At 54.3% G+C, this 20,760-nt stretch carries 16 protein-coding genes and 3 pseudogenes; 15 read left to right on the top strand and 4 right to left on the bottom strand.

Features of this window, described 5'->3' with window-relative positions:
• Positions 1-25: 25 nt before the first annotated feature.
• The 11 genes from ACTJJ1_RS06080 to ACTJJ1_RS06030 all read left to right on the top strand — a co-directional run bounded on the left by ACTJJ1_RS06080 (position 26) and on the right by ACTJJ1_RS06030 (position 14,270).
• A complete protein-coding gene (locus ACTJJ1_RS06080) occupies positions 26-925 on the top strand; it encodes an AraC family transcriptional regulator (RefSeq protein ID WP_064798820.1) in 900 nt (299 codons plus the stop codon).
• Between the two features lie 574 nt (positions 926-1,499).
• Positions 1,500-2,549: a dipeptidase gene (locus tag ACTJJ1_RS06075; protein WP_440832785.1), complete on the top strand. Its 1,050-nt coding sequence runs from the start codon at positions 1,500-1,502 to the stop codon at positions 2,547-2,549.
• Between the two features lie 123 nt (positions 2,550-2,672).
• Positions 2,673-2,750, top strand: coding sequence for a pyrroloquinoline quinone precursor peptide PqqA (gene pqqA, locus ACTJJ1_RS06070; protein WP_004937827.1), 78 nt, complete (start codon positions 2,673-2,675; stop codon positions 2,748-2,750).
• 61 nt (positions 2,751-2,811) lie between these two features.
• On the top strand, positions 2,812-3,723 hold the full coding sequence (pqqB, locus tag ACTJJ1_RS06065; RefSeq protein ID WP_202290470.1) for a pyrroloquinoline quinone biosynthesis protein PqqB: 912 nt from the start codon (positions 2,812-2,814) through the stop codon (positions 3,721-3,723).
• Positions 3,724-3,732: 9 nt separating this feature from the next.
• Positions 3,733-4,488: a pyrroloquinoline-quinone synthase PqqC gene (gene pqqC, locus ACTJJ1_RS06060; RefSeq protein WP_004944485.1), complete on the top strand. Its 756-nt coding sequence runs from the start codon at positions 3,733-3,735 to the stop codon at positions 4,486-4,488.
• Positions 4,488-4,766: a pyrroloquinoline quinone biosynthesis peptide chaperone PqqD gene (gene pqqD / locus ACTJJ1_RS06055; RefSeq protein ID WP_004944483.1), complete on the top strand. Its 279-nt coding sequence runs from the start codon at positions 4,488-4,490 to the stop codon at positions 4,764-4,766. The genes pqqC and pqqD overlap by 1 nt, the downstream gene beginning before the upstream one ends.
• Positions 4,759-5,898, top strand: coding sequence for a pyrroloquinoline quinone biosynthesis protein PqqE (gene pqqE / locus ACTJJ1_RS06050; RefSeq protein WP_004944482.1), 1,140 nt, complete (start codon positions 4,759-4,761; stop codon positions 5,896-5,898). Before pqqD ends, pqqE begins: the two co-directional genes overlap by 8 nt.
• Before the next feature lie 3 nt (positions 5,899-5,901).
• Entirely contained in the window at positions 5,902-8,232 is a 2,331-nt protein-coding gene (pqqF, locus tag ACTJJ1_RS06045) for a pyrroloquinoline quinone biosynthesis protein PqqF (RefSeq protein WP_004944480.1), read from the top strand.
• A 185-nt stretch (positions 8,233-8,417) separates the two neighbouring features.
• The gene (locus tag ACTJJ1_RS06040) at positions 8,418-10,853 is read left to right on the top strand and encodes a glucose/quinate/shikimate family membrane-bound PQQ-dependent dehydrogenase (protein WP_440832781.1); all 2,436 of its coding nucleotides are present in this window, start codon (positions 8,418-8,420) and stop codon (positions 10,851-10,853) included.
• 264 nt (positions 10,854-11,117) lie between these two features.
• The gene (locus ACTJJ1_RS06035; RefSeq protein ID WP_440832779.1) at positions 11,118-13,217 is read left to right on the top strand and encodes a putative bifunctional diguanylate cyclase/phosphodiesterase; all 2,100 of its coding nucleotides are present in this window, start codon (positions 11,118-11,120) and stop codon (positions 13,215-13,217) included.
• Positions 13,218-13,346: 129 nt separating this feature from the next.
• Positions 13,347-14,270: an ABC transporter substrate-binding protein gene (locus ACTJJ1_RS06030; RefSeq protein ID WP_004944473.1), complete on the top strand. Its 924-nt coding sequence runs from the start codon at positions 13,347-13,349 to the stop codon at positions 14,268-14,270.
• A 50-nt stretch (positions 14,271-14,320) separates the two neighbouring features.
• On the opposite strand, the gene ACTJJ1_RS06025 is transcribed toward ACTJJ1_RS06030, so the two are convergent.
• Positions 14,321-14,923, bottom strand: a complete 603-nt coding sequence (locus ACTJJ1_RS06025) for a zinc-binding dehydrogenase (protein WP_440832777.1) — start codon at positions 14,921-14,923, stop codon at positions 14,321-14,323.
• A 162-nt stretch (positions 14,924-15,085) separates the two neighbouring features.
• Positions 15,086-15,316 (bottom strand): annotated as a pseudogene (locus ACTJJ1_RS06020) (arylsulfatase regulator); the annotation flags it as partial.
• Between ACTJJ1_RS06020 and ACTJJ1_RS06015 the strand changes: the two are divergent.
• The 4 genes and pseudogenes from ACTJJ1_RS06015 to idi form a co-directional block, all read left to right on the top strand.
• Positions 15,312-15,629, top strand: a pseudogene (locus ACTJJ1_RS06015) (DDE-type integrase/transposase/recombinase); the annotation flags it as partial. The pseudogenes ACTJJ1_RS06020 and ACTJJ1_RS06015 overlap by 5 nt on opposite strands.
• 303 nt (positions 15,630-15,932) lie before the next feature.
• Positions 15,933-18,161, top strand: a complete 2,229-nt coding sequence (locus ACTJJ1_RS06010) for a cytochrome P450 (RefSeq protein WP_440832775.1) — start codon at positions 15,933-15,935, stop codon at positions 18,159-18,161.
• On the top strand, positions 18,158-18,973 hold the full coding sequence (locus ACTJJ1_RS06005; protein ID WP_440832773.1) for a class I SAM-dependent methyltransferase: 816 nt from the start codon (positions 18,158-18,160) through the stop codon (positions 18,971-18,973). Before ACTJJ1_RS06010 ends, ACTJJ1_RS06005 begins: the two co-directional genes overlap by 4 nt.
• Positions 18,974-19,037: 64 nt before the next feature.
• The gene (gene idi / locus ACTJJ1_RS06000; RefSeq protein WP_440832771.1) at positions 19,038-19,577 is read left to right on the top strand and encodes an isopentenyl-diphosphate Delta-isomerase; all 540 of its coding nucleotides are present in this window, start codon (positions 19,038-19,040) and stop codon (positions 19,575-19,577) included.
• Between the two features lie 361 nt (positions 19,578-19,938).
• Here the strand turns inward: idi and ACTJJ1_RS05995 are convergent, their stop codons facing one another.
• Both ACTJJ1_RS05995 and ACTJJ1_RS05990 read right to left on the bottom strand, forming a co-directional pair.
• Positions 19,939-20,211 carry an arylsulfatase regulator gene (locus ACTJJ1_RS05995; protein WP_440832769.1) on the bottom strand — a complete coding sequence of 91 codons (273 nt, stop codon included), beginning with the start codon at positions 20,209-20,211 and terminating at the stop codon, positions 19,939-19,941.
• A gap of 41 nt (positions 20,212-20,252) precedes the next feature.
• Positions 20,253-20,708 (bottom strand): annotated as a pseudogene (locus tag ACTJJ1_RS05990) (recombinase family protein); the annotation flags it as partial.
• Between the last annotated feature and the right edge of the window lie 52 nt (positions 20,709-20,760).

Below are 20,760 nucleotides of genomic sequence, written 5' to 3'. Positions count from 1 at the left end.
GAAGGATGGTGGGTATAATCGACGGATGAAAAATGAGCTTGCACCGCATCTTGATATCGCCCTGCGCCATGCGCCACCGGGCTTGACCCCAACACGGATCCCGCGTGTAGACCTCTGCGTCGGGCAAGGTTCTACAGACAAGGCGCCATGCCTGTATCGCTCGATGATCTGCTTCATCCTGCAAGGCTCTAAGCGCGTAGCGATCCACGACAATCTTCTGAGCTACGACAGTGAACAATATCTCATCAGCGCCCTTGACCTGCCTTTGATCGGGCAAATTCTTGATGCTGAAGACGGGCAACCCTACGTTGCGCTCTCGCTTGTGTTGGACCCGGCCATACTGGCGGAATTAGCGGCGACCATGCCGCCGGTTCGCGAGCGCGAACAAAAAGGGATTGGCATCGCGATAAATCCGATGACCGCTCCGCTCCGCGACACCTTGCTCCGCTTATTATCATTGCTCGACACGCCTGACGATATCCCGATTCTTGGCCCCCTGCTCGAACGGGAATTGCTTTATCGTCTCTTGCAGGGGCCTCAGGGGCAACTTCTGCGTCAGATTGCTCAGCCTGATGGCGCACTGGGTAGCATCCGCCGGGCCGTTGCCTGGATCAGAGACAATTACAATATCCGGCTTCGCATCGAGGCGTTGTGTGATGTCAGCGGCATGAGCCGGGCCAGCCTGCATCGCCATTTTCTGTCGATGACGGGTCTCAGTCCTGTCCAGTATCAGAAACAGCTTAGATTGCAGGAAGCCCGCCAGCTCTTGCTTGCCGGCGAGCATCGCGCGTCCGAGGTGGCCTTTCTCGTCGGTTACGAAAGCGCTTCACAGTTTAGCCGCGAATATCTAAGGCAATTCGCGGTATCGCCTATCCGCGACGTGCGCCAGATACGGCAGGCCATCAATGCTTCACCGAGGGCGTAAACGGTAATTGCGGGAGTTGGCTCAACGCCGATCGCCTGTTGAGCAAAAGACACTCGGAACATTCATTAAACGGGCAAGCGCCTAAATAACTGCGTTGAATATCGCTACACCCCAAGCCTGAGACAGGTGGGGTGCATGCAGGTTAGCCGACCGTTGAGCGCATGGATGCGCGATACGAGCCCCCATGGCCGGATTCACGGCGTGTCGGCGCTCTGCATGCTCCTCACCTGTAGCACCAGGCGCAGCTATTTAGAGCAGTAAACATGAGGAATATGTCGGGAATCATTAACGGAAAGATCCACGCTTGCCGGAAAAAATAACGGCAGAACAATGCCGCAACTGCCTATAAATAATCAATTGGTCATAGCGCCGGCTAAATAGCATTAAAAATCGCTTTAACCGCTGCAAATATCTTCTTCATTGGCACTATTCCCCTACCGTTCTGAGATAAACGGCGAGAAGCCCGTCCGCCATTCGGCGGTCAGACGAGGCTACCCAGTCGCTCCCCGGCGCGATAGTATGGCTCGCATAATCCTGTCGCCGCCTCATGCCGGCCATTTTTACAGTGGAACTCATGACACTCTTATCCCCCTTGCCTGTTTTTGACGGCCATAACGATTTGCTGCTCAAGCTTTGGCTGGAACACCCCGACGATCCCGTTGCCGCCTTTTACTCCAGGGTGGAAAACGGTCATCTGGACTTTGCGCGCATGAAACGCGGCGGATTTTTCGGCGGGTTATTTGCGGTATTCATCCCCCCGGCGAGCTATGTCGCGCAGATGCGTAACCAGACCGAAGAGCAAGCCCTCGCCAGCCATGATCCGTTGGCGATCACCGAAGCGCAGATCGCCATAATGTATCAGTTGGAACAAGCATCCGAAGGCCGGTTACGAATATGCCGCACGGTCAGTGAGATAGAATATTGCCAGCGCCATCAGCTCATTGCCGCAGTGCTGCATATCGAAGGTGCCGGCGCTCTGGATGCAGAACTGACGCGCCTCGATCGGTTTTATGATTTAGGTGTGCGCAGCATAGGGCCTTTCTGGAATCTACCCAATGCGTTCGGCGAAGGCGTCACCGGGCCATTTCCCGGCTCCCCGGACAGTGGTGCGGGTTTAACGCAGGCAGGTAAAGCACTCATCTATGCCTGCAATCAGCGCCGTATCATGATCGACGTTTCGCACATGAATGAAAAAGCATTTTGGGACACGGCCGCGCTCAGCAACGCCCCTCTGGTCGCCACTCACTCGAATGCCCATACATTGTGCCCGCAACCCCGTAATTTGACCGATGAACAATTGGAAACTATCGCGCAAAGCAATGGTTTCGTTGGGATTAATTTCGGCACTGCGTTTCTTCGCGCCGACGGAAAACGTGACAGTGCAACGACTCCTTTGACAGAAATTGTTAAACACATTGAGTTTTTGATCGCTAAACTTGGAGAAGACCACGTTGGATTCGGTTCTGACTTCGATGGGGTGAACATTCCGCAACAGCTTGGTGACGTAAGCGGTTTACCGCACCTGATGCAAGCATTGTCGCAGGCTGGGTTTGACGACCGGTTATTGGAGAAATTGGCCTGGCGCAATTGGCTCAGAACCTTGAGCGCTTCGTGGGGCGAATAAAAAAACTTACCTTTATAAGGTTGCGAATTTCATCATATTTCATCAACATCTGGGCCGCGTCGGGTGAGATCGATTTTGTTACCTGACTTGTCCCATCTTGATTCACACAACAGGAGTACCGCTATGACAACTTGGACCAAACCCGAATTTGTTGATCTGCGTCTGGGGCTGGAAGTAACACTGTACATTTCCAACCGTTAATCGCCCCGTCTGCCCGTTCCCCCGGAGCGGGCACTTCTTTTCCTCTTTTCCTGGTCAATACATGCAGATTAAAGTTCTCGGCTCTGCAGCGGGCGGCGGTTTTCCACAATGGAACTGCAACTGCAAAAACTGTCAGGGGGTACGCAACAAGACGCTCAACGCCTCGCCCCGGACGCAATCCTCGATTGCCATCAGCGACGACGGTAAAAACTGGGTGCTGTGCAACGCCTCTCCCGATATTTGCCAACAACTGCTTGCTGCGCCTGAATTGAATAACCCCAACGTGCTTCGCGGCACCGGCATCGGCGCCATTATCCTGACCGATAGCCAAATCGATCACAGTGCGGGCTTACTCAGTTTACGTGAAGGTTGCCCACACCACGTTTGGTGCACTCCTGAAGTTCACGACGATCTCAACACCGGTTTCCCGGTATTTACCATGCTTTCTCATTGGAACGGCGGCCTGATCCATCACCCTGTCGTTCCGCTGGCATCGTTCCAGACGGCGGTTTGCCCAGGGATCCGCTTCACCGCAGTACCGCTCTTGAGCAATGCGCCGCCTTATTCTCGCTATCGCAATCGCCCGCTGCCAGGCCACAATGTCGCCTTGTTTATTGAAGATACGCTGCGCGGCACCAGCCTGCTCTACGCCCCCGGCCTTGGCGAGCCGGACGAGGCGTTGCTCCCCTGGCTACAGCGCGCAGATTGCCTGCTGATCGACGGCACTTTATGGCGTGACAATGAGTTGGCTAGCCTCGGCGTCGGCCACAATACCGGCAAAGACATGGGGCATCTGGCGCTGGCGGAAGAACAGGGGCTGGCGGCATTGCTCAGCAGCCTGCCGGCCAAGCGCAAGATCCTGATCCACATTAACAATACCAATCCCATTCTTGACGAAGACTCCGCTGAGCGCCAAAGCCTGACCGATGCCGGCATTGAAGTGAGTTGGGACGGAATGAACATTGAACTGTAGGTGAGTACCATGACACAGCAACAGCCACTCTCGGCACAGGCGTTCGAAGCGGCGCTACGCGCCAAAGGTGCCTATTATCATATCCATCACCCGTATCACATCGCGATGCACAACGGTGAAGCGACGCGGGAACAGATCCAGGGCTGGGTGGCTAACCGCTTTTATTATCAGACCAGCATTCCGATCAAGGATGCGGCGATCATGGCCAACTGCCCGCAACCGCAAACGCGGCGCAAATGGGTGCAGCGCATTCTCGATCACGACGGATACGGCGGTAGCGAAGGCGGCATTGAAGCCTGGCTGCGCCTCGGCGAGGCGGTGGGCCTTGAGCGCGACATCCTGCTGTCTGAGGAATTGGTGTTGCCGGGCGTGCGCTTCGCGGTGGATGCCTACGTCAACTTCGCTCGCCGCGCATGTTGGCAAGAAGCGGCATGCAGTTCGCTGACCGAACTGTTTGCGCCGCAAATCCACCAGTCGCGCCTTGATAGCTGGCCGCAGCATTATCCGTGGATTGATGAGGAAGGTTACGATTACTTCCGCAGCCGTTTGGGGCAAGCCAACCGCGACGTTGAGCACGGGTTGACGCTGGCGCTGGATTATTGCGATACCGTGGAGAAACAACAACGCATGCTGGAGATCCTGCAGTTCAAACTGGATATCCTCTGGAGCATGTTGGATGCCATGAGCATGGCTTATACCCTTAACAGGCAGCCTTATCACTGCGTGACCGACGCGCGGGTGTGGCACAACCGGAGGTTGGTGTAATGACGCTGAACCGAGAGCAAACCCCGTTATTCCGGCGCGGTTATCGCCTGCAATGGGAAGAAGTGCAAAATAGCCATGTCATCCTCTATCCGGAGGGCATGGCTAAACTGAACGAAAGCGCAGCACTCATTTTGCAATTGGTCGATGGCAAGTCGACGCTGAATGACATCATCGACCAACTGAATGCCCGTTTCCCGGAGGCGCAGGGGTTGGCGGACGACGTAGTCGAGTTTTTCCAACGCGCTTATGCGCAAAAATGGGTGATTTTCCGTGACTGATATAACCGCCGCCCCTGCGGTGAATCCCCCGCTCTGGCTGTTGGCGGAACTGACTTACCGTTGCCCGCTGCAATGCCCCTACTGTTCTAATCCGCTCGATTTTGCCGCCCAGGAGCAAGAGCTGACCACCGAACAGTGGATAGACGTATTCCGTCAGGCTCGGGCTATGGGCAGCGTTCAACTGGGCTTTTCCGGTGGTGAGCCGTTGGTGCGCAAGGATTTGCCCGAGCTGATCGCCGCCGCGCGCGATCTGGGCTTTTACACCAACCTGATCACCTCCGGCATCGGGCTGACCGAGAAAAAACTGCAAACCTTCGCGGATGCCGGTCTGGACCATATCCAGATCAGTTTTCAAGCCAGCGATGAAACGCTGAATGCTGCACTGGCGGGATCCGCCAAGGCATTCCAGCAAAAACTGGCGATGGCGAAAGCGGTTAAGGCACTCGGCTACCCGATGGTGCTCAACTTCGTGCTGCATCGCCACAATATCGATCAAATAGACCGCATCATCGAGCTGGCCATTCAACTGGAAGCCGACGATGTGGAACTGGCGACCTGTCAGTTCTATGGCTGGGCGCAACTAAACCGCGAAGGCCTGCTGCCGACTCGCGAACAAATCGCGCATGCGGAAGAGGTGGTGAAGCGCTACCGCGAAAAAATGCGCGACAGCGGTAACCTGGCGAACTTGCTGTTCGTCACGCCCGATTATTACGAAGAACGGCCTAAAGGGTGTATGGGCGGCTGGGGCGCGATCTTTCTGAGCGTGACGCCGGAAGGCATGGCGTTGCCCTGCCACAGTGCGCGTCAATTGCCGGTGAAATTCCCTTCGGTGCTGGAGCATGACTTGCAACACATCTGGTATCACTCCTTTGGTTTTAATCGCTATCGGGGCTATGACTGGATGCCGGAACCGTGCCGTTCCTGCTCCGAGAAAGAGAAAGATTACGGCGGTTGTCGCTGCCAGGCGTTCATGCTGACCGGCGACGCCCAAAATGCCGACCCGGTGTGCTCTAAATCGCCGCACCATGGCACCATACTGGCCGCACGCGAGGCCGCCAACCATACGCAAATCGGGATTGAGCAACTGCGTTTTCGCAACGCCGCCAACTCGAAGTTAATCTTCAAAGGTTAAATCATGGGACGTCACGCCGCATCTGTGCGACTCGGCAACGGATTGCGAGTCAATCTGATCAGCGATCCCGCAGCGACCCGCGCCGCTGCGCTGATGCAGGTCGATGCGGGCAGCTACCACGAACCGCTCGCATGGCCGGGGCTGGCGCATCTGCTTGAACATATGCTGTTTCGCGGCAGCGAACGCTTCCAGGCACGAGAAGGCTTAATGAACTGGGTGCCTTCTCAGGGAGGGCGTCTTAACGCGACCACTCATGCGACGCGTACCTTCTTCTTTTTTGAAATCGGCCCCGAGCAATTTGATGCCGGCATTGACCGTCTGATCGATATGCTGATAGCCCCGCTGTTGGCAACTGACGCGCTGGATCAAGAAGCGGATATCATTGACGCCGAATATCAATTACTGCGCACTGAGGGAGAAACACTCTGCGAGGCGGCGCAGCAGCAAGCATTTGACGGCATCGCGGCAATGCATCGCTTCCATATCGGCAGCCGCGCCGGCTTTGGCGAGGATATGGCGGTGCTGCGCTCTGCACTGCAACAGTTTCATCAACGGCATTACAACGCCGCTAACATGACGCTGTGGCTGCAAGGGCCACAGTCGCCGGATCAATTACGCGCCATGGCCGAAGAATATGGCGCGCGCATTGCCAAGGGAATTCGCCATCCATTGTCGGCCGTCTCACACACTGTTCCGATAGGCGACCGCACGCTCGATTTGCCTGGCGCACCGCAGTTGCGATTGACCTTTGCCCTAAATAAGCAACCGGCAATACAGCGCCAATGGCTGCGGTTGTTGGCGTGTCTGCTGCTGGATGAAGCGCCTGGCGGCCTGATGGCCTGGCTGCGCGCAGAGGAATACAGCGACGCTGTTCGGTTAATTCACGCAACATGCGGCGAGGGGTGTTCGCTGCTCACTCTGGCGTTCACCGTTATTCAGGGCACAACCGCTGAGGCGGCAGCCATTGAAACCGCCCTGTTTAGTTGGCTGGAGCAATTGGCCGGCCTGACCGGACGCCAACTCGAGCATTATAGCCGTCTGGCGAATCGGGCATTCGACCGCCTTGCCCCACTCGATCAATTACGGGCGAACGCCTTTGGCCTGCCGCCGGTACAAGCGACCGACCATTGGGCAGAACAGATCGCCATGCTTGCGTCTGCCTCAATGAGCCGTTTATCTGTACGACCTGATGCCGGCGGCGAAGTCACCGAGTATCGAGGATTGCCTTTAAAACTGACCCTCTTCCATCCTGAAAGCCCACCGCCTGCCACCGTGCGCTTCACTTTCTTTCCTGTCGACGTCGCATCTCCGCATAGCGCCACCCCGCCCGTCGGCCGCGCACCGTTAAAACATCTGCCTAACGATGAGGGTTCTCCCGTTTTGTTGTTGCGGCCCGCGCCGAATGTGCTTTTTGAGGAACAACGGGGGTATCTCCTGCAATCGGCATTGCGTACGCTGGCGGCAGAGTTGGCACATCAGGATGGGCATCTGAGCGTCGAACGTCATCAGGGAGTGTGGGTGCTGCAACTGGCCGGAGAGGATGCGTTGATGTGTCGCGCCATCACCGCCATCAACCGCCGGCTGGCGGCGATATCACCCGCAATGCAGCGTGACGCAACGAGAGCCGGCCAGCGAGCGCAGGCGCGGGAACACGGCGACATCGCCATCCGTCGCTTGTTGGCGCAGTTGCCGACCGCATTATCGGCAGGATTAACGCCGGACCCGGTGAGTTGGCAAGCCACGCTGGTCGGTGGGAATGAGGTTTTACGACAACGGCTGGCACACTTACTCAATGATTTTCCCGAGCCGATCGTCCCCGCCGGGGAATACCGTATTCGTACGCCCGCAGAGCGCGTCGCGCTTGCGGAAAGCGGCGATGAAAATGCCCGGTTAGTGTTTTATCCGCTGCCGGAAACATCGGCCGCCGCACGTTGGGCTCTTCAACTGCTGGCGCAGCTTTATGCCTCGCGCTATTTCCAGCGTCTGCGCGTCGATCAAAATATTGGCTATGTCGCGCACTGTGCTTATTACCGTTGCGTCGACGTCGAAGGTATTTTCTTCGCGTTACAGTCACCCAAATATACCGTCGCGCAGATGGATCATTACACCGCCGCATTTTTGCAGCAAATGAAGCTGGAATTGGCGCAGATAAGCGACGGAGAACTGGCCGCGGCGAGAAATATCCTTCTGCGCAAGCACTCCCGCGGCAGCGATCCTGGTTTTCAATATGCACGAGAAAATGCTTTGGAAAACAATCCACTGCCAGAATATCTTGAGCAACTTAGCCGGGATGCGTTGTCTTTCTGGCACCGCCGCATCTTCGCGTCGTTCTAAAAGTGAGTAATATCCGGCTTTAAAAGCAACATATCCTTAACAGCCTAACGAATCAAATGGTACAATCTGCCGAATTCACTGTTTAATTTGTTGCTCCGTGCCTTGCCTCAATGCAGGGCGCGGAGCAACGATTACACTTTGGTAAACGAGTAGTAAGAAACATTATTTTCGGAGACCGCCTGAACATGTCTGATTCAACTGCCCGGCCGGGTATAAAGCTTAAATTATGGTGTTGTTTATTAGGGGTAATTCTTGCCGTTACCGGCTTATTTTTCGCCATCGCCGGCGGAAAGTTAGTCTCGCTCGGCGGCAGCGCCTACTTCCTGATTGCCGGTATCGTCACCCTGCTTTCCGCCATCCAATTCTTCCGTCGCAAATCCTCGGCAGTCACGCTGTTCCTGCTGGTTTTCATCGGTACGTTGATTTGGTCAGTGGCCGACGCCGGCTTTGATTTCTGGCCCTTGATTTCGCGGCTGATGGTGCCAACCGGTCTGATGATTCTGGCCTTCCTTAGCTGGCCTGCACTGCGTAAACCGGAAGGGAAATCGCCGCTGGCGAAACTCTCTTATCTGCTCTCCGCCGTGTTGGCTGTGGGTATGGTCGGCGCCTTCGTGCAGATGTTTCAGCCGCACCCCACCGTCGCTTTCAGCGGCCAGCAATTGCCGTTGATCCCGGTCGATAAAGCCAAACAGCAAAAAGACTGGGACAACTACGGCAATACCCCAGGCGGCAGCCGGTTCGTGGCGCTTGATCAGATCACCCGCGATAACGTGAAAGATCTGAAAGTCGCCTGGACCTTCCATACTGGCGATACGCCGATCAGCCCTGGCGGCAACGGCGCAGAAGACCAGCAGACGCCGCTGCAAATCGGCAACCGCATCTTCCTGTGTACGCCGCACAACAACGTCATCGCCGTCGAAGCCGACAGCGGGAAAGCGATCTGGAAGCGTGAAATCAACGCGCAATCGCAGGTCTGGAACCGCTGCCGCGGCCTGGCCTACTTCGACGCCACCAAACCCCTGCCGGAACCGACGGTCCCTGGTTCAACGCCTGCAGCGCCGGTTCAGCTTGCGGCCGGTGACAGCTGTCAGCGCCGTATTCTGATGAACACCATCGATGCGCGCCTGGTGGCGATCAACGCCGATAACGGCGAGTTCTGCCAGCACTTTGGCAACAACGGCATCGTCGATCTGAAAGCCGGGCTGGGCGATGCCTCGGATCCGAAATACCAGTTGACCTCCGCCCCTACGCTGGCGGGCACCACCGTCGTCGTGGGTGGCCGCGTGGCCGATAACGTGCAAACCGACATGCCTGGCGGCGTGTTGCGTGGTTTTAACGTGATCACCGGTGAAATGCGTTGGGCGTTCGATCCGGGCAATCAAGACCCGAACGCGGCGTTGAAACCGGGCCAAACCTTTGTGCGCAGTACGCCGAACTCCTGGGCACCGATGTCCTACGATCCGGCGATGAACACCGTATTCATGCCGATGGGCAGCTCTTCCGTGGATCTCTGGGGTGCTAACCGCAACGCTCTGGACCACAAATACGGCGCGTCCATCCTGGCGCTCGATGCGACAACCGGTAAAGAAAAGTGGATTTATCAGACCGTACATAACGATCTGTGGGATTTCGATGTCCCTATGCAACCGAGCCTGATCGATTTCCCGATGAAGGACGGCACCACCCGCCCTGCACTGGTATTCGGCGGCAAAACCGGGCAGATCTTCGTGCTGGATCGCCATACCGGCAAACCCCTGACCGAAGTGAAAGAGCTGCCGGTGAAAACCCGTAACATCCCGGGCGAGCAGTATTCGGCAACGCAGCCCTTCTCTGTCGGCATGCCGCAGATTGGCGCAGAGAAGTTAACCGAATCCGACATGTGGGGCGCAACGCCGTTCGATCAGTTGATGTGCCGCATCAGCTTTAAATCGATGCGTTATGATGGCCTGTTCACCGCACCGGACACCGATCTCTCGCTCAGCTTCCCGGGTTCACTGGGCGGCATGAACTGGGGTGGATTGTCTACCGATCCGAACAACCACTACATCTTCGCCAACGACATGCGTTTGGGCCTGTGGGTGCAGATGATCCCGCAAAAAATCGACCCCAACGCGCCGGCCAGCAACGGCGGCGAATCGGTTAACGCCGGCATGGGCGCCGTGCCGTTAAAAGGCACCCCTTACGGCGTCAACAAGAACCGCTTTATGTCGCCGCTGGGCATTCCGTGCCAGAAACCGCCGTTCGGCACCCTGTCCGCTATCGATCTGAAAACCCAGAAAGTGGTGTGGCAAGTACCGGCCGGTACCGTGCAGGATACCGGGCCATTCGGCATTAAAATGCGCGCCCCAATGCCGGTAGGCATGCCAACGCTGGGCGGTACGCTGGCAACCCAGGGCGGCCTGGTGTTTATCGCCGGCACCCAGGATTACTACCTGCGGGCATTTGATTCATCCACCGGTAAAGAAGTGTGGAAAGCGCGTTTGCCGGTCGGCAGCGGCGGCACCCCGATGAGCTACGTCTCACCGACCACCGGTAAGCAGTACATTCTTATCTCCGCCGGCGGCGCACGCCAATCACCGGACCGTGGCGACTACGTGATCGCTTACGCGCTCGATAAGTAACGTTCAAGCTTCGCAATAACAAAAATCCCCCGTCATATGATGGGGGATTTTTTTATGAATTATCGCAAATTAGCGTTAATCCATAGAAAACACCCTTCCTTTTACAAGAATAATCCTACTGTTTTACCCGGCATTATATCTCATTCTTTCAATCGGCTTTTACCGCGCCAAGCCCGGCTATTGGCATATTTCCGCAGGCACGAATATTATTAAAACAGTTCCTTTTGGAGCGAATCTCAGGCGGTTTTCATAAAGGAACAAGACATGAGCGTTTTACCTGATCGCAGTGATGACAATCATCCTGTTGATATAGCTGATGTAATTTTTGACGGGTTACCGAATCTCATTGGCGTGGGTAAAAGCCTGGGCGGACGCTTTAATAAAGGGTGGCGCGAATATACCGGCGGAGCCTCGTTTGATAATGAGGATAGCGGCTGGCTGAAAGCCCTGCACCCGGCTGACTATGTGCCGGTGCACAACCTTTGGCAGCAGGCAATGGCTACCGCCGCCTCGTTCGTGAATGAAAGCCGTCTGCGCCATCGCAGCGGTGAGTTCCGCTGGTTTTTGCTGTCGTTCAACGCCGCCAAAGATCCCCTGCCTGGAGAACCGCGCTGGTCTCTTACCTGCGTGGATATCCACGAGCAAGTGCTGGAAAAACATATCCTCGCCGCGACCTTGGCTGCGCAGCAAAACATGCTCGATGCCAGCGTCGACTGCATCAAGATCATCAATAATGACGGTTCGTTGCTGCACATGAACAAAGCCGGCTGCATTGCTCTTGGCCTGGATGAAAACCAAAAACAGTTTGGCATGTCGTGGCTGGGGCTGCTGCCGGTAGAAATACGCAAGCGCGGCAGAAAAGCGCTGCGCAAAGTGTTGAATGGCCGCAATGCCAGATTCGCCGGCCTTAGCATCACGCCAAATGGCAAGATGCAGCATTGGGATAATATCCTCAGCCCGGTCACCGATAAAAATGGCCGGATACAAAATATATTGTGCGTTTCCCGCGATGTGACCTCGCAAAGAATAGCGGAGAAGCGTTTGCTGATCGCCAGTGAATATGACGACCTGACCGGTCTGCCTAACCGACGGTTATTCAAGAAAAAGTTAAAACAGGAAATGAAACGCGCCCTGAGCAACAATAAATTGCTCGGGCTGATTCTGTTGGATCTCGACCACTTTAAATTGGTTAACGACACCCTTGGGCATGCCGCAGGCGATCATCTGTTGCGCGTGTTATCCAAAAGGCTCACGGCGCACCTGAACCCTAACTCTTTTGTTTCCCGGCTCGGCGGCGATGAGTTTGCGGTGGTCATCAGCGACGTGGACGATGAGCAGGATATCTTCAAAATCGCCAATAACTTTCTGCTGCAACTCGAATCGCCGATCACCCACGGCGGCAAGGCGCTGCATTGCGGCATGAGCATCGGCTGCGCCGTTTATCCTCAGGATGCCCAGGACCCGTCGGAACTGATGAAGTGCGCCGATACCGCGCTGTATGAACTTAAGGACGGCGGCCGCGGCGGCGTTTACATGTTCAATCAACAGATGATGGATAAAGCAAAAGCGCGCGCCTCACAGCTTAACCACGCACGACAGATTGTGCGTGATAACCGCATTCGCCCCAGCTATCAACCGAAAGTCAATTTGGCCAACGGCGCGATCGTGGGTTTTGAGGCGCTATTGCGCTGGTATTCCCCGGTGAACGGCATGCAGTTGCCGGATACCGTCAGTGAAGCCTTCAGCGACTATGAACTGGCGACAAAAATCAGCGAAGCCATGCAGATGAAAGTCTTTGCCGATATTTCACGCTGGATCGCCGCCGGCGTAGACGTCTTGCCGGTGTCGTTGAATGCGTCCCCTATCGAGTTTTTACGCGACAACTATGCCGAAACCTTCCTGCAACGATTGCTGATGTTCCGCATTCCGCACCACCTTATCGAGCTGGAAGTCACCGAACATGCGTTCAACAAACACGGTTCGAAGTATGTATTGCGGGCCTTGCAAATGCTCAAGGAAATGGGCATCAGGATTGCGCTCGATGACTTTGGCACCGGGCATTCGGCCTTTACGCATATCATGAACTACCCGCTGGACTGCATTAAACTGGATTGCGATTTTATCCGCCGGATGAACGACGAGCCGGCTATCTTGGGCATCGTCGAAAGCATGGGCATTCTGGGGCAGAAATTGGCCATCGATATCATCGCCGAAGGGATTGAAACCGAGCAACAGCGCCAGACGTTGTGCGACGCCGGTTTTTATTTCGGACAGGGCTTTTTGTTCAGCAAGGCCGTTGAAGCACCCAAGGTGATCAACCTGCTGCGGGAAAATGTTCGTTATAACGAAGAAATCGACGATTGAGGCGGGCAGCATTTCACTGCAACCCGATTTTTCTAAAATTAGTTAGTTAATTTTGTTCGTTCACAGATTTAGCGGCTTCGAGGATAGTGAGCAGACCGCCTCAACAACATAATAATGCAGGTAATAATCATGATGTATAGCGCTAAATTAACCGCAGCGGCGGCACTCCTGAGCATGTCCTTCATCGCCAATGCCGCACCGGGAATTGATCTGATCGCCAATGAAACCCCGATAAACACGGTTAAAAGCCCAGAGGCCGTAGCCAAGATCCCGGCAGGATTTAAATTCGTGGAGCCGGGTACGCTAACCGTCGCCGTATCGATATTGGGTAGCGGCCCACCGTTCGGGCTGTACGCCCGCGACAATAAAACGGTGATTGGCAGCGAGTCGGATATTGCCCGGTTGGTCGCCGATGGGCTTGGGCTAAAACTCAAACTGGTCCCGACATCCTGGGAAGACTGGCCGCTGGGGGTGACCTCAGGGAAATACGACGCGGCAATTTATAACATCACCGTCACCCATGAGCGTAAAACCAAATTCGACTTTGCCACTTATCGCCAGGATACGCTGGGCTTCTACGTGAAGGCCGACAGTAAAATCACCTCGATAAAATCCGCACCGGATATCGCCGGCAAGAAGATCATCGTCGACTCCGGCACCAATCAGGAGGCGGTGTTGCTGGCGTGGGATAAAGAAAATCAGGCCAAAGGGTTGCCCGCTCTCCAACCGATCTACGTGACCGATAAAGCGGCCTCGACGCTGGCGATCCAATCCGGCCGGGCCGATGCGACTTTCGGGCCGAACGTAGCCGGCGCCTATCAGGCCAAGTTAAACGGCAAAACCAAGCTGGTCGGCATAGTGCCTGGCGGCTGGCCGCGCAGCGCCAACATCGCCGTGACGTTGAAAAAGGGCAACGGCCTGGTTGATGCCGTGCAGGCTTCGCTCAACAGTGCCATCGCCAACGGCAGCTACCTGAAAGTGTTGGATCGCTGGGCGGAAAGCGACGAGAAAATCGAACATTCTGAAATCAATCCTCTGGGATTGGGGGACTGATCTTCCGGCTTTCAAGGCGCCGGTTCTTACCCGGCGCCCTTAACTGTTGTTTAAAGCGCAACGAGTACCAGACCGCGTGCCTTGCCGGAACACGTCTCTTTCAGTGCCAACGGTGCCGATTCCAGTCCTTTAAACCGGGTCACAGGAAATTCGATGTCCGCCCATGAAGGTTGTGATAGACAGGAAAGCCATTCAGCAAATACTTCCGGATTTTCGTCAGCGCTGTATCCGCGCATCGTAATTCCCTTGACGATAATAGTGAAAGCGTCTATTTCCACAGGAGCATATTTGGTCGACTTTGCATCTGCAAGTTCGGCCGATAGCGCCCCAAGCAGGACAATCCTCGCCCCTTCCCGAGTGTGAGAAACCGCGGCTTCCAATTGCTCACCGCCTACAATATCAATAAATATGTCAATGCCGTCGGGCGCATAGCGGTGCAATTGGTCGCTGATAGTGCCGTCACCGCGAATGATGACCTCGTCATAACCCAATTCTCGCTTCATCCATAAAGCTTTTTCAGGCGTTCCAGTACTGCCAATGACTCGTTTGGCACCCAGCTTACGGGCAATTTGTCCCGCCATGGAGCCAATCGCGCCCGCTCCGCTCGAAACAAAAACCACATCGTCAGGTTTAACCTGCGTCGCACGCGTCAAAGCCGCATATGCCGTCCAGCCGTGCCCCAGATAGGCCCAGTGGGAGCGAAGCTGCGATTTGACGACATTTGACTTCGACCCACGAAGCCAAACCGTACGCTATGTACATTTCTCACCCCAAATGGGTGTCAGAATCCCGAAAATTTCTGACATATGATGTTGTTAGTGATCTTTCGGTACCTCAATAACTCCATCAGCAATACCCTGAGCCAGTCGTTCCATCCACTTTGCAAAGCGAAAATATCCAGGATATTGCAGGCAGATGTAGTCCATCTGAACTTTTGATGCGCTGCCCATCACCCGTTTAAAGGCTTCCATATAGTCATAGCAGCCCTGCAATAGCTGAGCATCACCATTTTCTGTAGGAGGAAATTGGTTGGCGTAGTCAGTGACCTACATCTGGACCGGAAAGTGCTGGGCTTACCTGGCGGTGGTGCTGGACTTGTTCGCCCGTAAACCGGTGGGCAGGGCCATGTCGACGTCGCCGGACTCGGCACTGACGGTCAAGGCGTTGCAGATGGCCTGGGAGCTGCGTGGTCGACCAACGGGTGTGATGTTCCATAGCGACCAGGGCAGTCACTATACCAGTCGTAAATACCGGCAGGCCCTGTGGCGTTGCCGGATAAAGCAAAGCATGAGTCGGCGGGGAAACTGCTGGGATAATGCGCCAATGGAACGCTTCTTCCGGAGCCTGAAGGCCGAATGGGGTACAGAGTTGGTACAGGGGTCTGACGCTCAGTGGAGCGAAAACTCACGTTAAGGGATTTTGTAATGAGATTATAAAAACGGATACGGAGATCTCTTAAGTTAGTTATTGTGTTTCACCGTAATAAACATATGCATTGGGTCCAGTGGGGGCGAAGCATGAAAAATGCAACATCTATTTTTGTGAACTGGAACTGAGTAAAAATCACGCATCTTTGAAATAATTATAAGAGTGCTTAGCCTTTTGATGGCTGGAGAATTGAAGGCAAACGTTAAGGGAAAATTGTACCAAAAGGAGAGCGTCATGAAACTAGTACACACTAAAAGTTATCTTGGCATGAACCACTGTTGTAATTTACCGTCGACACCGTTGATCGTTCCTCATATTCAGTTTCCTTTCCCCGTCCCTCCCCCGCGTTCTGACAGTGATCAGTTGCGAACGTGTGCACTCACTTGGGCGCAGCGTTACGGTTTGATCGGCCGCCGCGGGGCACATCGGCTAAGTACTACACCATTGCTCGAACTCGGGTTCGCGTTATGTGGGAGAGCTCCCACAGAACGCGCCGAAATTCTGGTGTGCTGGTATCTCTGGGCGCTCATTCTTGATGACCGTATTGATGACGGACCGTGGGCGGAAAACGGGGGGTTGGAGCATTTTGTCACCTCGGTGCAGGCTGTGATCGGGAACGACGAGAGTGCTAATCTTTCGGGAAAAATCAGTCAATTTGATGACCCAATGCTCGTTGCTCTGGTCGATGATTTGTGGCCGCGAACCCGAAACTTAGGAGACGAGCGTTGGCGGCATCAACTCGTGCAAAATTTAGTCCGGCATCTTCGTGCACAAGCGACGCTGGTACGAATGCGGGAAAGCAACGCTGCGGTTACTTTGGCTCAGTATTTGCCATTGCGGCGAGATTCATTTGGAGCACTGTTCTTCTTTGATCTCATCGACGCGGCAGAAACTCTCGACCCGTACCACCATTCAGCGGACATCGAATGGTGGAACACACTGCGTGAACACTGTGCTAACATCATTGCATGGACGAACGATATCCATTCTGTTGCCAAAGATGTGGTTTGTGGCGAGCGCTTCAACCTGGTATCTATACTGGCGGATACCACAGGCATCGACTGGTCTACCGCGATTGAATCCGCTCATCAGATGGTGAAAACAGCTGTTGCAGAATTCACTGTAGCTGCTACCCGGGATACAAGTTACGGGCTGTCCAAAGCGACTAACCCTGATCGCCTGCGTCATATTGTCCGTGCAGCAGGCGACTGGCATCGGACCGTTTCTCGCTATCACCTGCAGAACACAAATTCTACAGCACAGTCCACTCGGCAGGTGGACCTGAAACTTATTCCTCCCACACTTAAATCCCGACAATTCGAAATCGACCCTTACCCCTTGTATGAGCGTCTAAGGACCACTATGCCAATCGTATACGACGAACCCACAGATGTGTGGCTTATCAGTCGGTACGTGGATGTCAAAGCCGCATTGACCCACCCAAATGTGAGCAATAACAATTACACATGGCAGATTGGACCACTGCTGGGACGCACTATTGTCGCTATGGACGGTTGTGAACACGCTCAACACCGAGCGTTGCTTAGTCCGGCATTTCGCGGCAAAGCACTTGAAGTACTCAGAGACTCCATCACGTCAGTTACTACCGACCTGCTGGCGCAGATGCATGGTCGAACTCAGGTTGATCTCATTGCTGATTTTACCTCAGTGTTGCCGGTTCGCGTGATGGCTCGTGCGCTGGGTCTCCCGGCTGACACTTCCCTGGAGGTGGAACAGCTAAAAAACTGGTGTGCCATCGGCTTCTCTTATTTGGGCAACTATCGACAGGATCCGGCACTGTTGACTGGCGGGTTATCCAACCGGGATAGTTTTTATGAATTCATTCAGCCATATATCGACGCCCGCCGTGCTCAACCCACAGACGATTTGATCTCGCATTTACTGGCGGCACGAATCGACAATCAGCCTTTATCCGAGACATTCATCAGGGCTTACTGTGCAATCCTGATGACAGCGGGTAGTGAGACCAGCCACGGAGCCTTAGCTAATCTTATTGCCAATCTGTTGAGTGAGCCAGGTGTCAAAGATGCGGTGATGACTAATCCCGACCTGATGGATAATGCGCTCACCGAAACTTTGCGGCGTAATCCTCCTCTGCAACTCGTACTCAGGGAAGCGAATGAATCACTGGATTTACCGTCAGGAACACTCCCTTCTGGTGCGACCTTTGCATGTCTAATCGGCTCAGCCAACCGTGATCCAAATAGATTTCCCGATCCCAACACCTTCAATATGTCACGCCCCAATCAGACGACAAGCCATTTTGCTTTCGGTGCAGGACGTCATTTCTGCCTGGGGGCGATGCTGGCACAGATGGAGATTACGACTGCCAGCCGTATGTTATTACAGGCGTTTCCGGGCGTGCGTTGGGCGCAGGGGTTTCAGCCTACAGAACACGGATTTCTCAACCGTTGTCCCGATCGACTGGAGGTAACATTATGACCGTCACCGCCCCCTCAGGGAAAACCTGCTATACCCAAAGTTATCTCGGTGACCAGTGCGCCAGTCAATTAGCACGACTTCGCACCCTGGAATATGCCTTTGACCCGTTAAGTAAAACGGTTTTTGACCAGTTGGATCTTCCGGCCAGGTCTGGCATCCTTGAGCTTGGTGCTGGAGCCGGCTCTCTGGCAGGCTGGCTGGCCAAGCGATATCCCGATGCTACAGTCACCGCCACCGACATTGACACCCGATTCCTTATAGATATACCCGGTATTCGGGTGATAACCCATAATGTTGTGGCCGATGATTTCCCTGCTGCTTCCTTTGACGTGGTGCACGCACGGGCGCTCCTGTGTCACCTCACCGATCGTGAAGACGTATTGACTCGAGCCGTCAGTTGGGTCCGTCCGGGCGGTTGGTTAGTGATAGAAGATGTGAGTCTACAACCAAGTTTGAGAACTACGAACCCGTTGTTCCGAAAAGTCGCCCAAGCCGGAATCTCTCTTTTGGAGCGGTCAATTGGTTCCGATATGCTCTGGGCCGATACTCTCCCCAGCCAGTTACGTGCCAGAGGGCTATCCCAAATAGAGAGTCGCACCCTCGAAGGCCACATCGGCGACAACAGCCCAGCCGATACCTTTTGGGCTGCAACCACCGCCCAAGCTGGACCAGCGCTGCTGAAACTTGGGCTACTCACCCAAAACGACCTTGATGCCATGGCAAACCTGCGTGCCGATCCTGAGTTCACTGACGCTGCTTTGACATTCGTCAGCGCCTGGGGACAAGTCCCCGAACATGGGTTGAGGGCGTAGTGCTGTCCCCACACACTGCCCCCTGTACAGGACGGAGCGCAATTGCACAAAAGGGAATACAATAATGCTCAACGATGTCGTATTAGTTAACTCACAAGATGTACAAATCGGTGTCTGTAATAAACGAATCGCGCACCTGGGAACGGGAAAGCTCCATCGCGCATTTTCGGTGCATCTAATCAACAGCGCCGGACATCATCTACTTCAGTGTCGTGCTGCAGGAAAAATGCTTTGGCCAGGTTTCTGGTCGAATGCTTGCTGCAGTCATCCGGCACCTGGTGAAACGATTATGGACGCTGCGTCTCGTCGCTTGCGTGAAGAATTAGGGGTTTCTGCCTCCAGCCGCTTCATATATAGTTTTGAATACCATGCTCTCTTTGGCTCGATTGGTGCGGAAAATGAATTATGTCATGTATTAGTTGCGCAATCTGATGATGTAGTCTGCCCTTCGACTGAAGAAGTCAGCGATATCATGTGGCTAACCCGGGCTGAAATATCAGCCCGGCTTTCAGAGTCAGAAGCACAATTCACACCCTGGTTTCGAATGGAGTGGTGTCGTCTTTTATCGGAGTACCCTTCGTTCGACACTGTAACGACCAACTAAAACCGGGCACCAATTCAGGCACATTACTGTAGTCAATGTTCATATTCATCCGGTGCCTGTAGCGCTGCCTTTTCCCTTGGGACCTGAAAGATACCTTCAGGTCCTTGGTGACGGCTTTGTAGCCTTTCCAGGAAACGAACCGCGGGCTGTTACGGTTCCGCGCACATTTCCCCGATAAATACCATCTGGCGTAAAAAAACCATTGTTCTCATGCCATTAACCTATGAAAATAGGCCCAGTGGGAGCGAAGCTGCGATTTGACGACATTTGACTTCGACCCACGAAGCCAAACCGTACGCTATGTACATTTCTCACCCCAAATGGGTGTCAGAATCCCGAAAATTTCTGACATATGATGTTGTTAGTGATCTTTCGGTACCTCAATAACTCCATCAGCAATACCCTGAGCCAGTCGTTCCATCCACTTTGCAAAGCGAAAATATCCAGGATATTGCAGGCAGATGTAGTCCATCTGAACTTTTGATGCGCTGCCCATCACCCGTTTAAAGGCTTCCATATAGTCATAGCAGCCCTGCAATAGCTGAGCATCACCATTTTCTGTAGGAGGAAATTGGTTGGCGTAGTCATGAACTATCTTCGCCAACTGTTGCTGCTCTGCGGTTAAGTCGATCATTCTTTTCCTCGTGAAAGTGCCAGAGATTTCCTGCATGCAACCTAAGAATGCTTTGACGCCGGCAACCAACGGTACAGAGTTGGTACAGAAACGCCGAGATCTTTAGCTACGTCTCTGGGAGGGATACCACTGGCTAATAATTTTTTAGCCGACTCAATTTTACTGCTGGTCATTTTGGGTTTTCGCCCGCCTTTACGGCCGAGTCGCTTTGCCGCATCAAGCCCGGCGCGGGTACGTTCGATGATCAACTCTCGCTCCATCTCTGCAAGACTGGCCATCACGTGGAAGAAAAAACGCCCCGCTGGTGTTCCGGTATCAATAGCATCCGTGAGGCTTTTGAACTGAATGCCTTGTTTGTGCAGCTCACCAACCATATCAACAAGCTGTTTTACGCTACGTCCCAGCCGATCGAGTTTCCAGACAACCAGCGTATCGCCTTCACGAAGCATTTCCAGCGTCCGAATCAATCCCGGACGCTCAGTTCGTACACCGCTGATATTGAAGGCGTCGTGCATGATGCATCGCGGCGTGGGCAGTTAGCATCATCAG

Source organism: Serratia sp. 22264, from assembly GCF_052045345.1.
GTDB classification, from domain to species: Bacteria; Pseudomonadota; Gammaproteobacteria; order Enterobacterales; family Enterobacteriaceae; genus Serratia; species Serratia plymuthica.
Note: the sequence above shows the minus strand (reverse complement) of the source record. Positions and strands in the feature narration are given on the sequence as shown.